General features: G+C 40.5%; 14 protein-coding genes and 1 riboswitch. Of the genes, 10 read left to right on the forward strand and 4 right to left on the reverse strand.

Translation table 11 applies throughout. The features are described 5' to 3' along the window. The first annotated feature begins 21 nt into the window (after window positions 1-21). Window positions 22-2,193: a DNA topoisomerase III gene (locus ACZ427_RS04560; protein WP_461179894.1), complete on the forward strand. Its 2,172-nt coding sequence runs from the start codon at window positions 22-24 to the stop codon at window positions 2,191-2,193. A 32-nt stretch (window positions 2,194-2,225) separates the two neighbouring features. Here the strand turns inward: ACZ427_RS04560 and ACZ427_RS04565 are convergent, their stop codons facing one another. Both ACZ427_RS04565 and ACZ427_RS04570 read right to left on the reverse strand, forming a co-directional pair. Then, window positions 2,226-2,696, reverse strand: coding sequence for a hypothetical protein (locus tag ACZ427_RS04565; RefSeq protein WP_461179893.1), 471 nt, complete (start codon window positions 2,694-2,696; stop codon window positions 2,226-2,228). A gap of 92 nt (window positions 2,697-2,788) precedes the next feature. Continuing rightward, window positions 2,789-2,986, reverse strand: coding sequence for a DUF2188 domain-containing protein (locus ACZ427_RS04570; RefSeq protein ID WP_461179892.1), 198 nt, complete (start codon window positions 2,984-2,986; stop codon window positions 2,789-2,791). 185 nt (window positions 2,987-3,171) lie between these two features. On the opposite strand from ACZ427_RS04570, the gene ACZ427_RS04575 reads away from it, so the two are divergent. Further along, window positions 3,172-3,501: a CHY zinc finger protein gene (locus tag ACZ427_RS04575; protein WP_461179891.1), complete on the forward strand. Its 330-nt coding sequence runs from the start codon at window positions 3,172-3,174 to the stop codon at window positions 3,499-3,501. A gap of 94 nt (window positions 3,502-3,595) precedes the next feature. Beyond that, complete coding sequence (locus ACZ427_RS04580) at window positions 3,596-3,835, forward strand: indolepyruvate ferredoxin oxidoreductase subunit alpha (RefSeq protein WP_461179890.1); 240 nt, start codon at window positions 3,596-3,598, stop codon at window positions 3,833-3,835. Window positions 3,836-4,074: 239 nt separating this feature from the next. Here the strand turns inward: ACZ427_RS04580 and ACZ427_RS04585 are convergent, their stop codons facing one another. Next, window positions 4,075-4,212, reverse strand: a complete 138-nt coding sequence (locus tag ACZ427_RS04585; RefSeq protein ID WP_461179889.1) for a hypothetical protein — start codon at window positions 4,210-4,212, stop codon at window positions 4,075-4,077. A gap of 82 nt (window positions 4,213-4,294) precedes the next feature. Next, window positions 4,295-6,361 carry a thioredoxin domain-containing protein gene (locus tag ACZ427_RS04590; protein ID WP_461179888.1) on the reverse strand — a complete coding sequence of 689 codons (2,067 nt, stop codon included), beginning with the start codon at window positions 6,359-6,361 and terminating at the stop codon, window positions 4,295-4,297. A 173-nt stretch (window positions 6,362-6,534) separates the two neighbouring features. Further along, window positions 6,535-6,635: riboswitch (purine riboswitch) on the forward strand. Between the two features lie 113 nt (window positions 6,636-6,748). Here ACZ427_RS04590 and ACZ427_RS04595 point away from each other — a divergent pair. The 7 genes from ACZ427_RS04595 to ACZ427_RS04625 all read left to right on the forward strand — a co-directional run bounded on the left by ACZ427_RS04595 (window position 6,749) and on the right by ACZ427_RS04625 (window position 15,578). Then, a complete protein-coding gene (locus tag ACZ427_RS04595; protein WP_461179887.1) occupies window positions 6,749-8,044 on the forward strand; it encodes an NCS2 family permease in 1,296 nt (431 codons plus the stop codon). A 402-nt stretch (window positions 8,045-8,446) separates the two neighbouring features. Then, window positions 8,447-9,721 (forward strand): extracellular solute-binding protein, encoded by a 1,275-nt coding sequence (locus ACZ427_RS04600; RefSeq protein ID WP_461179886.1) that lies wholly within the window; start codon window positions 8,447-8,449, stop codon window positions 9,719-9,721. A 117-nt stretch (window positions 9,722-9,838) separates the two neighbouring features. Then, window positions 9,839-11,119 carry an ABC transporter permease subunit gene (locus tag ACZ427_RS04605; protein WP_461179885.1) on the forward strand — a complete coding sequence of 427 codons (1,281 nt, stop codon included), beginning with the start codon at window positions 9,839-9,841 and terminating at the stop codon, window positions 11,117-11,119. A 1-nt stretch (window position 11,120) separates the two neighbouring features. Next, window positions 11,121-11,963 (forward strand): sugar ABC transporter permease, encoded by an 843-nt coding sequence (locus tag ACZ427_RS04610; RefSeq protein ID WP_461179884.1) that lies wholly within the window; start codon window positions 11,121-11,123, stop codon window positions 11,961-11,963. A gap of 133 nt (window positions 11,964-12,096) precedes the next feature. Further along, entirely contained in the window at window positions 12,097-13,116 is a 1,020-nt protein-coding gene (locus ACZ427_RS04615; protein WP_461179883.1) for a LacI family DNA-binding transcriptional regulator, read from the forward strand. Window positions 13,117-14,000: 884 nt separating this feature from the next. After that, window positions 14,001-14,465: a flavodoxin gene (locus ACZ427_RS04620; protein WP_461179882.1), complete on the forward strand. Its 465-nt coding sequence runs from the start codon at window positions 14,001-14,003 to the stop codon at window positions 14,463-14,465. A gap of 132 nt (window positions 14,466-14,597) precedes the next feature. Then, complete coding sequence (locus ACZ427_RS04625; protein ID WP_461179881.1) at window positions 14,598-15,578, forward strand: N-acetylglucosamine kinase; 981 nt, start codon at window positions 14,598-14,600, stop codon at window positions 15,576-15,578. Window position 15,579 lies beyond the last annotated feature (1 nt).

Here is a 15,579-nt window from a genome sequence, read left to right on the forward strand (position 1 = left end):
TTAAAGAGAGGATTTTAGGAAATGAGTAAAACAGTAGTACTTGCAGAGAAACCTTCTGTGGGCCGTGACATTGCACGCGTATTGAATTGCAGCAAAAAAGGCAATGGCTTCATGGAAGGTTCAAAATATATCGTAACATGGGCGCTGGGGCACCTGGTGACACTGGCTGACCCGGAAGTTTATGACGATAAATACAAAACATGGAAGCTCGATGATTTGCCAATGCTGCCGGGAAAACTGAAATTAGTCGTGATCAAAAAGACCGGAAAACAGTTTAATACAGTGAAAACGCAGCTAAACCGGAATGATGTGAGTAATATCGTTATTGCCACAGATGCAGGAAGAGAAGGAGAGCTTGTTGCACGCTGGATTCTTGAGAAAGCACGTGCGAAAAAGCCGGTGAAACGTTTGTGGATATCATCCGTTACCGATAAAGCAATTCGTGATGGGTTCAAAAACCTGAAGCCTGGACAGAAATATGAAAATCTCTATGCTTCAGCGGTGGCTCGTTCTGAGGCGGATTGGTATGTTGGCCTGAATGCGACTCGTGCCTTGACGACGAAATTTAATGCCCAGCTGTCAAGTGGGCGTGTACAGACACCGACACTTGCAATGATTGCCAAACGGGAACAGGAAATCAGGGAATTCAAGCCAAAGAAATTTTACGGTATCGAAGCAAAGACGAATAAAGGGTTTACATTGACATGGCAGGACACGAAAAAAAATAGCCGGATGTTTTCCAAAGAAAAAGCAGATGCAATTCTCAAAAAGCTGAAAAATAAACCGGCTAACGTTACGGATGTGGCTAAAGCATATAAGAAAAAATTTGCACCACAGCTTTATGATTTAACCGAATTACAGCGTGATGCCAACCGGATATTCAATTTTTCAGGGAAACAGACCCTGTCTCTCATGCAGAAATTATATGAGCAGCATAAGGTTCTGACATACCCACGTACCGATTCAAGGGTCCTTTCCAGTGACATTGTGCCGACATTGAAGGATCGTGTGAGGGCCTGTGGTGTGGATCAGTACGCGAAACCCGCTACAAAAATAATGAAAAAAGATCTGAAACTGTCCAAAGCAGTTGTGGACAATGCGAAAGTCAGTGATCACCATGCAATTATTCCGACAGAAGAACCGGCCATTCTGGAAGACCTTAACGACAAAGAACGTAAAATTTATGATTTGGTTGTGAAACGGTTCCTGGCCGTGCTCTCTGACCCGTATGAATATGAACAGACTACGATTACAGCAGAAATTGCAAATGAGCATTTCACAGCAAAGGGTAAAATTGTCAAAAAACAGGGTTGGAAAGAAATTTACGATAATCGCCTGGACGATGAGGACAGTCAGGGAGATCAGCGTTTACCTGCAGTTGAAAAAGGAGATACCTTCAAAGAAATGAACGTATCAATGACATCTGGTGAAACGAAGCCGCCAGAGCGCTTTACGGAAGGGGCTTTGCTTCAGGCAATGGAAAATCCAGTTCGTTATATGAGCTCGGATGAACAGCATTTGGCTAGGACGATCAATAAAACAGGAGGGCTTGGAACGGTTGCAACAAGGGCGGATATCATTGAAAAGCTGTTCAACAGCATGTACATGGAAATGAAGGGGAAATATATTTTCATCACAGCCAAGGGCCGACAGTTGCTCGATCTGGTACCCGAAGATTTAAGCTCACCTGCATTGACAGCAGAATGGGAAAATAAGCTGAGCCTGATAGCGGAAGGGAAATTAAAAAAGGATACATTCATTAATGAAATGAAAAGCTATTCCCGGGAAGTTGTCCAGGAAATCAAAAATAGTGATGAAACATTCAAGCATGACAACATGACAGGGACGAAATGTCCGGACTGTGGAAAACTCATGCTTGAGATTAAGAATAAACATGGACGTATGCTTGTCTGTCAGGACAGGTCCTGTGGGCATAAGAAAAATATTGCCAAAAGTACCAATGCACGCTGTCCAAACTGCCATAAGCGCCTGGAACTTCGTGGGGAAGGCGAAGGGAAAATGTTCATCTGCAAATGTGGTCATAGAGAAAAACTTTCTACATTCAATGAACGGAAACAACGGGAGAAAAAACATAAGGTATCGAAAAAAGATGTAAATAAGTATTTGAAGAATCAGGATGATGGATTTGCGAACAATGCACTGGCGGAACAACTTGCAAAACTGAAGAAATAAAAAAAGCTGTGAGAGGAATTACCTTTCACAGCTTAAAATTTATTTATCGGTTCATCGAGTACATGATGATCGGTTTCTTTGGACTTTTTCTGTTGGGAAGAGGGTTTCATCTCGTTTTTTGCATCTTTCATATCACTGCTTACTTCTTTCAAATCTTCTTGTGCGTCTTTGGCAGTTGAAACAACGTCCTTGGATTGTTCCACCATATCCTGTGTCGTTTCCTTGATTTCCTGCCCTTGATTATCCAGAATTTGCTGGATTTTGTTCACGGCATCTTTCGTAATTTCGGTGGTACGCTTCACTTTATCAATAATCATATTTTTTGTCCCGGCAGGATCTTCTTTCACAGTTGAAGCATAATTGCTGACGGAATCCTTCATCTGACTAGATGATTCCTTTAGTTTCTTCCGGGCTTTTGTATTGCTTAGAATCAGGATTAAACCTGCTGCTACAGTCCCTGCTCCAACAAGCAGGCCTGTCTTATTTTTGTTTTTCTGTACCATCTCCGTCTCACCTTTCAGTGAAAAATGTATTTAATGGGTATTTACCCTGATTGTTAAAGGGAAATTCCTCCAACCCTGCTGTAAAGTGGTGTTTAGTATCTTTTTTCTTCAATGATATTATGGTACTCATCCAGGATTTCCACTTTACTTGGACTATTTTCTTTCGCCATCTGTTCAGCTGCTTCGATGGCTGCATCTTTTGCATCATAGACTTCTTCTGGTGCAACATCTTCCAGTTTAACAAACCATCCTGTTGCATCTACATTTGGTGCTACACTATACGTTTTCATGTTTTAATAAAACTCCTTTTTCGTTTGATATTAATATTTACCCATGCAGTTGATAATCAAAACTTATGATCTTTAAATTAGCGAGAAACCATTGAACATGTACAGAAATAATAATTTTCTGTATAATATATGGATAGAAATTTTTCGGTAAATCGTTAAGTTTTGATAGAAAGGGGGAGGTTAAAATGGAAATCCATGATAAACAAATAAAAGGTGCAATTGATAAAGAAACCCGATGCAGGCATTATCACCAGTCAAACGACCGTATCGCAATCAAATTTTATTGTTGCGGAGAATATTTCCCATGCTATCAGTGTCATCACGAGTATGGCTGTGGTGGGGGACAGGTTTGGCCACGCAAGCGATTTGATCAGAAAGCAATTTTATGTGGATCCTGCGGTACGGAGCATACGATTAAGCAATATCTAGAAAGCGGGAATGTTTGTCCTGAATGTGAAGCATCATTTAATCCAGGGTGCTCGTTGCATTATCATTTGTATTTTGAAAGGATTTAATGGATTTACCATAAGCTGTTTACTTGCATTAAATAAACCCTTATCATTAAATAGAGATAGATAGTTTTAATGAATATAAGGAGGTACACCATAGATGGCTTTCGTTATTTTGGATCCGTGTGGACCGGAGAAATCAGCAGAGTGTGTGAGTGTTTGTCCGGTTGACTGTATCGAAGAAGGTCCGGATCAGTTTTACATAGATCCAGACGTTTGTATAGATTGTGGAGCATGCAAAGCGGTTTGTCCGGTTGATGCGATAGAGGAAGAATATGATTTGGAGCCAAGCCAGGAAGTATTCTTGGATAAGGCAGAAGAATTTTTTGCCAATAGATAGATGCAGAAATAAGGCCGCCTTTTGTGAAGGTGGTCTTATTTTTTTGGCAGTTAAGAAAACTTTCTTACTGTATAAATGTAACTAAGGCTTTTCGTCATAAAAGCTTGGGTGTTTAGCCAAGTTTTCTAATAAGGTGACTAAGTTTTATGTCATCGTTCCACAACACCTGTGTGTTAAGCTAAAAAACAGTCAACAGATTGTCCTGATGACTGTTTTTCTCCTTCAATCTATATCACTTACTATTCTTCTTCTGTTTTTTCGGCTATTTTACTGGCAATCCAGCGCTCTGCAATTGCTTCATCAATTTCATAAACTTTGCCGGCACGAAGCAGTTCACCGTGGTATGCGGTTTGGACATTCATTTTTATTTTCACCATATTAATTTCCCCTTGTTATTCATTAATGATTTAAGTATACAGGAAAAGTGACGTTTCATGCAGTTGAAACGTCACTCCACCGTTAATGTTCCAGTATCATTTCCAGCGCCTGGTTAATATCTATTGTTGGCTGTTTACAGGCAAAGTTCTCACATACATAAACCGTTGTTTTACCAGCGGTCTGTTTATATCCGGAGGCAAATGGAGCGACAGTGGCGAACTGCTCTGGCTCTTCTCCTGCGAGTATCATGACATTTGGCAGGTATCTTTCCTGCAGCTGATGAATCAGTTCAATTCGCTCGGGGTCATCGCTTGCTCCGAGTATGACAACTTCTTTTGTCGGGTTTTTCCGGAGCTGCAGGCTTTGAATGAAGAAAGGACTTGCAGAAGCCATTCGATTTATATCTTCATAAAATGTCCCATCCATTTCCTCCACTTTATCGAGATAAGATGTGTCACCTGTTAAATAGTTTAGATGGGTAAGCATAACTGCTGCAACACTATTCCCTGATGGAATCGCACCATCATAGACTTCCTTATCTTCGGCGATCAGTTTTTCAGCGTCTTTTCCGCTGAAGAAAAAGCCACCATTGGTCTCGTCCCAAAACAGATCAATCATTTGGTCAGCGAGTGTTTTGGACTTTTTTAGGTAATCCAGGTCAAATGTGGACGCGTATAATTCGATATAGCCCCAAAGCAAAAATGCGTAATCGTCAATATATGCTTTATACTTTGTTTCCCCGTCCCGGTAGCGGGCCATCAGGCGGTTTTCTTGAAACAGTTTTTCCTCAATAAATTGCATTGCTTTTTCAGCGAGGTTCGTATATTCCTTATTTCTAAAAGCCTTTCCTGCTTTTGCCAATGCTGCAATCATCATGCCATTCCAACCTGATAAAATCTTATCATCGACATGAGGATAGGTGCGTTTTTCTCGTTTCTCCAAAAGTTTTTTACGGGCATTTTCCAATTGTTCCTGTAATGCTTCTGGAGACAAGTTATTTTCCCGTGCTTCATGTTCTATATTTTTGCCAATCAGATTCGGGATGTTTTGCCCTTCAAAATTTCCCTGTGGTGTGATGGAATATACAGAGCTGTACAGATCACCGAGTTCTTCGCCAAGGATGTCGAATATTTCTTCATACTCCCAAACATAATATTTGCCTTCCACACCTTCTGAATCCGCATCGATAGCTGAATAAAATGCCCCTTCGTCACTCGTCATTTCCCGCTTGATAAAGGTAATGATCTGTTCATTTATCTGTTTATAGAAGGGGTCTTTTGTAACCTGATAGCATTCGGTATAGACGGTTAACAGTAATGCATTATCATAAAGCATTTTTTCAAAATGGGGGACAAGCCATTCCTCATCTGTGGAATAACGAGAGAACCCAAATCCAACATGATCGAATATTCCTCCTTGTGCCATCGCCTTTAAGGTGTTTTCGACTATTTTTAAGGCAGGTGTCTGCCCTGTGAAATGATAATGTTTTAACAGAAACAGCAAATTTTGCGGCATCGGAAATTTAGGTGCACTCCCAAAACCGCCATTGGCTAAGTCAGAGCTTTTGGCTAACTGCTGATAGGCTTTGTCCATTGTATCTTTGGGCAGGCGGTGTTCACTTTTCTCTGTTACTGTCCGATTCAGTGCATTTGTTACACTCTTTGTGACTTCTACTATATGGTCAGGATCCTGATGGTATTTTGCATGGAGTTGTTCCAATGCGTCCATAATTCCAGGTATGCCATATTTACTGTTTTTTGGAAAATAGGTGCCTGCGTAAAAGGGGACTTTATCTGGTGTCATAAAAACAGTAAGCGGCCACCCACCATGACCTGTCATCATCTGACATACTTTCATATAAACAGAATCCACATCCGGCCGTTCTTCCCGATCAACTTTAATGGATACATAATGTTCGTTTAAAAGGGAAGCCACTTCCTCGTCTTCGAATGATTCTTCGGCCATAACATGACACCAATGGCAAGTTGAGTAGCCGATAGAAAGGAAGATCGGTTTATTTTCTTGTTTAGCTTTTTTGAATGCTTCATCTCCCCATGGGTGCCATTCCACTGGGTTATTGGCATGTTGGAGCAGGTATGGGGATTTTTCATTGATTAATCTATTTGACTTGCTATTATTTTCAACCATATATTACCGTCTCCTTTTAATAATATTTATATATGTATGTTACCCAAACAAAAAGAAAAAGACACGCATTGAATCTAAAGTGGATTAGAAAAAGGATTTCGCACTGCCTACAGAAATTGCTTGGAAAGTTTCCCATTGACGTATTAATGTAAACTTGTTATTATTCTTCTATTATTTAAATGAATAGTTTACCTTGTATAAGTTCAAGAATACGGCTTGGACGTTTCTACCAGTTACCCTAAATAGCTAGTCTACAAGGAATGGAAATATAAATGATATTTTTTAATTCCTTGTAGAGAAACTTTGGCATGTTTGTGGCCAAAGTTTTTTTAGTGGATAGGAACCTCCTTCATACGTGTAATATAGCAGAACAGGAGATTGTATATCATGAAGAATTTTTTTCAATTTAAAGAACGGAATACTTCCTTTAAACAGGAAACCCTGGCAGGTGTGACAACCTTCCTTTCCGTTGCGTATATCTTAGTCGTAAATCCACTTATCCTCAGCCAGGCGGGTATGGATAGGGGCGCTGTATTTACCGCAACGGCTGTTACTGCTATCATCGGTACACTACTGATTGGTTTACTTGCTAACTACCCGATCGCTATTGCGCCTAGTATGGGATTGAATTCGTTTTTTACTTTTTCCGTTACTATCGGGATGGGGGTAGATTGGGAAGTAGCCTTAACGGGGGTCTTCATTGCCGGGTTCATTTTTATGATATTAAGTTTAATGAAAATCAGGGAGAAGATTATTAATGTCATTCCACAGAATTTAAAACTTGCGATTTCTTCCGGGATCGGATTCTTCATTGCATTTATTGGGTTGAAAAACGCAGGTATTATTGTTTCCAATCCAGATACGTTTGTTACGGTTGGAAACCTGACAACACCTACGACCGCACTGGCTGTATTTGGTCTGGTCATTACGATATTTATGTTAGTACGTGGAATCAATGGGGCGATATTCTATGGTATGGTAATTTCAACGATTATCGGGATGATAGTGGGATTAATTAGTATTCCTTCATCCATCTTTGGGGAAATACCGAGTATAGAGCCAACATTTGGTGTTGTGTTTTCTCACTTAGATGAGATTTTTACCCCTGAATTAGTAGCAGTTATCTTCACATTTCTATTTGTTGCCTTCTTTGATACAGCTGGCGCATTAATTGGGCTTACCAGTCAAGCAGGAATGGTGAAAGATAATAAGATCCCAAATGTAGGAAGAGCATTGCTTGCTGATTCTTCAGCCGGGGTAGTCGGAGCCATATTGGGAACATCCACACCTGCCACAAGTGTTGAATCTTCTGCTGGTATATCAGTCGGTGGAAGAACAGGTTTTACTGCAATCATCATTGCTGCTTGTTTTGCGATTGCTTTATTCTTTTCACCCGTTCTTGCTGTTATTACTACGGAAGTTACGGCACCTGCATTGATTATCGTGGGGGCGTTGATGGCGATGGAAATAAGTAAGATAAACTGGAGTAAATTAGAAATCGTAATCCCATCGTTTTTAACGATTATCATGATGCCTCTCACTTCCAGTGTAGCAAACGGTATTGCATTTGGCTTTGTGCTTTATCCCCTATCTTTAATTGCACAAAAGCGCTTTAAAGAAATACATCCGATTATGTATGTGCTTTGTCTTTTATTCATTTTGTATTTTGTTTTTGTAGCATAAAACGTTTGTCTTATAATTATAAACAACTTCATATTTTGTAAAGAAATAGCTAACATAGCCTGAGAGACTCTTTTTAAAAGGGTCTTTTTTTATGAAATATTTAAAGCGGAAAGGAGGACAGGGAACTTTACTCAAGTAAACAAACGATTGCACAAGTGAGTAACGGGAGGAAATCATAATATTAATAAGTTGCCGAATTTGGGTAAAGCCAGCGGCAATGCTAACTCCATTCATGTAAGCGATACCTTTGCTGGTGTAATAATGATTAATCAATCTATATATTTTAAATTTTATGTTGATTTTTTATAAAAAGGATGTATAATACAAATATAGCATATGTGCAAACGTTTTCATTCATGTATATGATCAAACGTTTGCAAAAAATCAGGGGAGGTCAATAAAATGAGAAAGGGATTCATGGCTTTATTTGCAATGCTACTTATTCTTGGAATACTTGCTGCGTGCGGTCCGGACGATGAACCGGCTAATGAAGGTACGGATGACGGCGGAAGTGCGGAGGGAGAAAGTACGGAAAAACCGGAAAAATTGATTGTCTGGGAAGATCAGGATAAAGGAGCTGCATTGGAGGATGCTGCAGCGAAGTTTACAGAGGAACATGGAATTGAAATTGAATATGTGGAATATAACATTACGGAAATGCAGGAAAACCTTGCATTGGATGGAAATACGGAAAATGCGCCTGACGTTGTAACGATGTCACATGATGGGGTGGGGCCATCTGTTGTTAAAGGATACATATCACCGCTTGATGTAAGTGATGATATCCTGGACCAGTTCACAGAATCATCTGTGGAAGCGTTTGAATATGAAGGTGAGCTTTACGGATTGCCAAAAGCCACGGAGACTACTGTATTTATTTACAATAAAGAACTGTTGGAAGAAGCACCGGCATCCATGGATGAGGTTTATGAGTTGTCCGAAGAAGCAGCCGCAGGAGATGATTATGGGTTCCTGGCACTTTGGGATGATTTTTATCATAGTCATGGGGTCTTTGAAGGATTTGGAAGCTACGTATTTGGTGACGATGTAACAGATATAGGGTTAAACAATGAACAAGGTGTCCAAGCGCTTGAATATATTAACACCTGGTATGATGAAGGGTTATTCCCAAGTGGGATCATCGGGGAAACTTCGAATGATCAGATGAATGGTCTTTTTAAAGAAGGCAGAGCAATGGCGGTTCAGAATGGCCCATGGGCGTTCAAAGATTATCGTGATTCCGGAATTGATATTGGAATAGCATCAATGCCTGATTTACCGAATGGAGAGCCAATGGGAACTTACATGGGTGTTAAAGGCTGGTTTGTTACGAATTTCACTGACAATAAAGAGTGGTCACAAAAATTTGTTGAATATATTACAAATGAAGAAAACGCCTTAAAACGTTATGAATTAACAGATGAAATTCCTCCATTGGTATCACTGTTGGAAGATGATCAATGGGTTAGTGAAAATGAAGGAGCTGCAGCAGTTATGGCGCAGTCAGAAAATGCTGTAGCAATGCCGTCCATTCCAGAAATGGCAGAGGTTTGGGATCCAATAGCAGAAGCGGTACAAACCGTAGCTACCGATAAAGCGGAACCGAAAGAAGCATTGGAACAATCAGTCGAACTGATTATCCAAAACATTGAAACAAACCATGGTGGAGCTAACTAATTAATTATTGTCGGTAGTATCTTATCCAATTAAGATACTACCTGCATATTCACTAGATTCATTGTCTGCCTGGTTTTAAAAATAGCAGACGGCTTTAAAGAGGGGAGTCTCTTTCAAATGAAAAATGTTTACAAATCCAATCACAGAAAAACGGCAACATGGCTTTCCATTATACCTGGGTTGGGACAATTTTATAATCGGCAATTTCTGAAAGGATCGTTGTTTTTAGTGTTAGGAGCAGCTTTCCTCATTGCCTTTTGGGACTTTATTGATATCGGGATATGGGGGGTTCTTACACTTGGTGAGCAGCTGCCTAGGGATAATTCGATTTTCTTGATGGTATATGGAATCATAGCGATATTTCTACTTATATTAGCTGCTATTTTTATGGCACTCAATTTACGTGATGCATATAAAAATGGCGAAAGGCGCGACATGGGGCAGCATCTTAACACTGTCCGTGAGCAATACCATAATTTAATAGACAGCGGGTTTCCGTATTTGATGTTAACACCAGGTTTCCTTTTACTTTTATTTGTCGTAATTTTGCCAATTATATTTGTGTTTTTACTTGCGTTTACAAATTATGATTTATATCATACATGGCCGGCACAGTTAACAGATTGGGTTGGATTTGATAACTTTGTAAATCTGTTTACAACTGAGGTATGGCGTGAAACGTTCTTCAGCGTGTTTGCCTGGACGCTTATTTGGACGTTTGGAGCCACCACACTGCAAATCGCATTGGGCATTTTTTTGGCGGTTATAGTTAACCAGAAGGATTTAAAAGGAAAAGCAATCATTCGTACCTTGCTTATCCTGCCATGGGCGGTTCCTGCATTTGTCTCCATCCTGATTTTTTCCGGGATGTTTAATGAGTCATTCGGTGCTATTAATAATGTGATTCTGAGTGCGCTGGGGATTGATGCAATTCCATGGATGACCGATGCGCTTTGGACACGGATTGCTCTGATTATGATTCAGACATGGCTTGGTTTTCCGTTTATTTTTGTTATGGTAACCGGTGTCCTGCAGTCAATACCGGATGAACTATATGAAGCGGCAACGATTGATGGGGCCAATGCTTTCCAGAAATTCAAGCAAATTACCATGCCATTGATCATGTTCTCCGTCGCACCGATATTGATTACACAATATACGTTTAACTTTAATAACTTTAATGTGATTTTCCTGTTCAACAGTGGCGGACCTGCAATGCCTGGACAAAATGCCGGCGGAACAGACATTTTAATTTCGTGGATTTATGATTTAACGATGTCGACACAGCAATATGGTATGGCAGCAGCGATTACGATGATTATGTCCGCGTTTGTTATAGCTGTGGCGATTTGGCAATTCAGAAGAACGAAGTCATTCCAGGAAGAGGATATGATGTAATATGGATATGAAAAAATCAAAAATCATCAGATTGACAATAACCTATTTTATTGTAGCAATCATGGCCGTGGTTATCATCTACCCACTAATATGGGTTTTCGGGGCATCACTGACACCTGGAACAAGTATTTCCAATTTCAGTATCATTCCCCAAAATCCGACATGGAATCATTATAAGGAAATATTCAATACGGATGAAAGTCTGTATCTGGTGTGGTATTGGAACACGCTAAAAGTAAGTATTATTGCGATGGTTGCCTCTGTCATAACCGTTAGTCTAATGGCATATTCCTTTTCCCGTTACCGTTTTATTGGCAGAAAAAATGGATTGGTTACCTTTTTGATTCTGCAAATGATCCCTAACTTCGCCGCATTGATTGCAATTTTCGTATTAGCCAATGTTACCGGTTTGATTAATACCCATCTCGGGTTGATTCTTATTTATATCGGTGGTGCGATTCCTATGAATACATGGCTGATGAAGGGTTATTTGGATTCGATCCCGAAAGAGTTGGATGAAAGTGCAAGGATGGACGGGGCAGGTCATTTCCGGATTTTCTGGCAAATTATTATGCCATTAGCAAAACCGATGATCGCTGTTGTAGCAGTGTTTTCATTCATCACACCATTTACCGATTTCATATTGGCAAAGGTTATTCTGCGCCAACCGGAACAATACACGCTTGCGGTGGGGTTATATGAATTGGTCTCTCGGCAATATGGAAGTGAATTTACACTTTTTGCTGCCGGAAGTATTTTAATTGCCGTTCCGATTGCTATTCTTTTCTTATCCTTGCAGAAATATTTCGTATCCGGATTAACGGCTGGCGGTATAAAAGGATAATCGTTTTAAAGCTGAATATAAAGAAATGTTCATAGATGTAACTGGGCGTAAGGGAGGGAAAATGTTATAATCTACGGGAGCGGAATGAGCGTGAAATTAACGTAGCAAAATAAACAATTAGAGGGTGGAGAACATGGTAACAATAAAAGATGTGGCAAAGGCAACAGGAGTATCTCCCTCTACGGTTTCCAGAGTCATCGCAGATAATCCACGGATTAGTCCCGAGACAAAGAAAAAAGTACGAAAAGCAATGAAAGAGCTCGGTTATCATACCAATATCAATGCACGGAATCTTGTAGTGAAATCGACGAAGGCAATTGGTGTTATCATGCCGTCGCCTGCTGATAAAGCATTGCAAAACCCGTTCTTCCCGGAGATTTTACGGGGGATCGGATCGGTTACACATGACATGCAGTACTCCATTACCCTTTCAAGCGGGCAAACCGAAGATGAAATTTTTTCTGAGGTGGAGCGGATGGTCTTTGGCAGAAGTGTAGATGGAGTTATCCTGCTTTATTCCCGTCTTAATGATCGGGTGATGCACTTTTTACGGGAAAATAACTTTCCTTTTGTAATTGTCGGTAAACCCTATAAAAATATCAATGAAATCACACATGTGGATAATGATAACTTCATAGCTGGGAAGGAAATTACGCAGTATTTAATCGGTCAGGGCCATGAAAAGATTGCTTTTATTGGTGGTTCGAGGGATCTGTTTGTAACCATGGACCGGGAAACAGGGTACACTGCAGCACTGGAGGAGGCGGGTATTAAACATGCTGAAGCTTATAAAATCCATGCTGAATTCCTGAAGTCAGGAGGGAAGGAAGCTGTGGAAACGCTGCTTTCCCTGAAAATTCCACCGACCGGGATCGTAGTAAGTGATGATTTGATGAGCTTTGGTGTAATCAGTACCCTGGAAGAATCCGGTGTCCATGTGCCACAGGATATTTCGGTGGTCAGCTTCAATAATTTATATCTATCCGAAATTATCCGCCCTGCACTCACAACCGTCGATGTACAAATACATGAACTGGGAGCACAGTCGGCAAAAGCACTGATTGAAAAAGCTGTAAATAAAAATGAGCCTGCGAAGCGTATTATCATTCCGCATCGAATCGTTTACCGGGATTCGGTGAGTGAGCACAGGTAAGAAGAGCCTTTGGATGGGCTCTTTTTTTGACCCAGCATCGCGATTAAGAGCATGCCGCCACCATCTATAATGTATAATGAAAACAACTAATTTAACCAGAAGACTGTCTCCTATACGCTTGGGACTGTGACATCGAAAGGCTTTCTTACTTTTGACACAAAAGATATAAAAGACGAAGTAACTGCTATGTTGATTTCCGCTGCGGACCGTTGCTTTCCGCGGGCACGGCTTCAGCCTCCTCGAGAAACCCACTCTGCGGGGTCTTCAGACACGTGCTGTTCCCGCTGGAGTCAACGGTCCTCCGCTTCAATCAACTATCTTAAAAGTGCATAACTATTACGTGACTTAAATCAAACAATAAATGCGATAAGTTGCAGTGCACAATCCAGCGAAGGAAATACACGAAGACTCCAGCGGGAAAGCGAAGACGCCTGAGACCCCACAGCGAGCGTTCTTTGCGAGCGAGGAGGCTCAGCGCGAGCCCTAAGGTGCGCGTAGTGTATTTCCGTAGCGGGTAAAGCATCAGCCTTCATTTCAAGTTACTTCGTCTTTTATATCAATTACGACGTTAAGGGGCGATAAAATTTATGAAAAGAGCCAACCAAAAAGGTATAATCTTGGTTGATGGTGGTTATTCTGAATAATTTTCCGTTCTAATAACAGTTGTTTTCATACAAAAGTTAAAACTTTCATCCTGCATAGATTCAGCTAGGCCCTTTCGCCACAAGGATTGACGAGAAGTGCTTTCTAATAGCAATGAAACTCCTTCTCCGCCACAAATTAGACATATGGATGCATTCCTTTTGTGTATAATCATTGAAAGTGATAATCGTTATCAATTATACTTGGGTTAGGGTAGCATTCTGCCTGGAGGAGGGTCAATGATGAGTAACATTTTAATGTTGTATGCAAGTGGTACCGGGAATACAGAATTGATGGCTGAAATCATGGTAGGATACCTTGAAATGAATCAGCATCAAGTGGTCACCAAAACATTTGAATTTGACCGAATCGATGAGAAAGAACTTCTGGAATATGATGCAGTGCTTATTGGAACACATACATGGGACGATGGAGAGCTTCCGTATGAAGTGGAAGACTTTTATGAAGATATAGAGGAAGTCGATATAACAGGTAAAGTCATCGGTGTCTTTGGTTCAGCAGATTCTTTTTATGATGTCTTCGGTGGGGCGGTTGACTTGATGGCTGACCGGATGAAAAATCTTGGTGCAGATCTTGTACCAAAACGACTGAAGGTAGAATTGGAACCGGATAAAGAAGATGCTAAGCAGTGTGAGCAATTTGCTCAGCTTTTAATTGATAGAATAGAAGATCAGACTGTTGCGTAGTAGTGGCTCTTGCTTAGCAGGAGCCTTTTTATATAATCAATGAAATTAAATTTCAAAAGTTCTTGTTTCTTCACGTAATATTATATAATCTAGAAAGTATGATATTTATATATATGTAAGGGGGGAACGAAAATGGGTTTCGTACTTGGCATGGATGGCGGGGGAACCAAAACAAATGCTGTGGTAGCTGATAAGAGTGGGAAGGTAATTGCCAAAGCGACGGCAGGTCCTACCAATCCGAATAGTGTAGATGATGTCACACTTTCTATGACGTTGAACGAATTGTTTTTATCACTGGAAAAACAAATTCCATCTGAATATAAAGAAATCAGCCATATTTTTGCTGGTGTAGCAGGTACAGGAAATGAGGATAACCGAATATATTTTCAAAAAAAGGTTACATCATTTTTTTCTGACCAATTGAAAGTTCAGGTGAAGGCAGACACAGTAAATGCCCTATATTCCGGTACATACGGATCCCCCGGTATTGTCCAGATTGCCGGTACAGGCTCGATTGCATATGGTATCAATCATAAGTCAGAGACTGAGCGTGTCAGTGGGTGGGGATATTTGTTAGGAGATGAGGGCAGTGGTTTTGACATCGGAAAACAGGGAGTAGTCGCAGCACTTAGAGCATATGACGGAAGAGGGCCAGCAACAAGCATACTGCAAATGTTGTATAACCATTTTGAAGTAGATCTTCCCCATAAACTAATCCAGAAGATCTATGGAGCAGCCTGCCCCAAGGATGAAATTTCTCCACTTTCTAAAATAGTTTTTCAGGCATATAAGCAGGGAGATGCTGTTGCAGAGAAGATATTGAATGAAGCTGTATCTGAACTTGTGCTAAATATTCGAACATTATATGGAAAATTGTTTGCACATGATCATCAGGTTTCAGTCGTTTTGGTCGGAGGTATCTTCAATGAGAAGCATATCATACCAAAATTGATCGACGAGCAACTAAAAGGCAATAAGGCGTTTAACCTGGTGATGCCGGTAATGGCCCCTGTTGGAGGATCAGTCATCGGTGCGTTTTTAATGGAACAGCTTCCCCTGAATGAAAATATTATCAATAATCTAATACAATCATTCCAAAGAAAGCAGGTGTAGT

Source organism: Virgibacillus ainsalahensis (assembly GCF_055380755.1).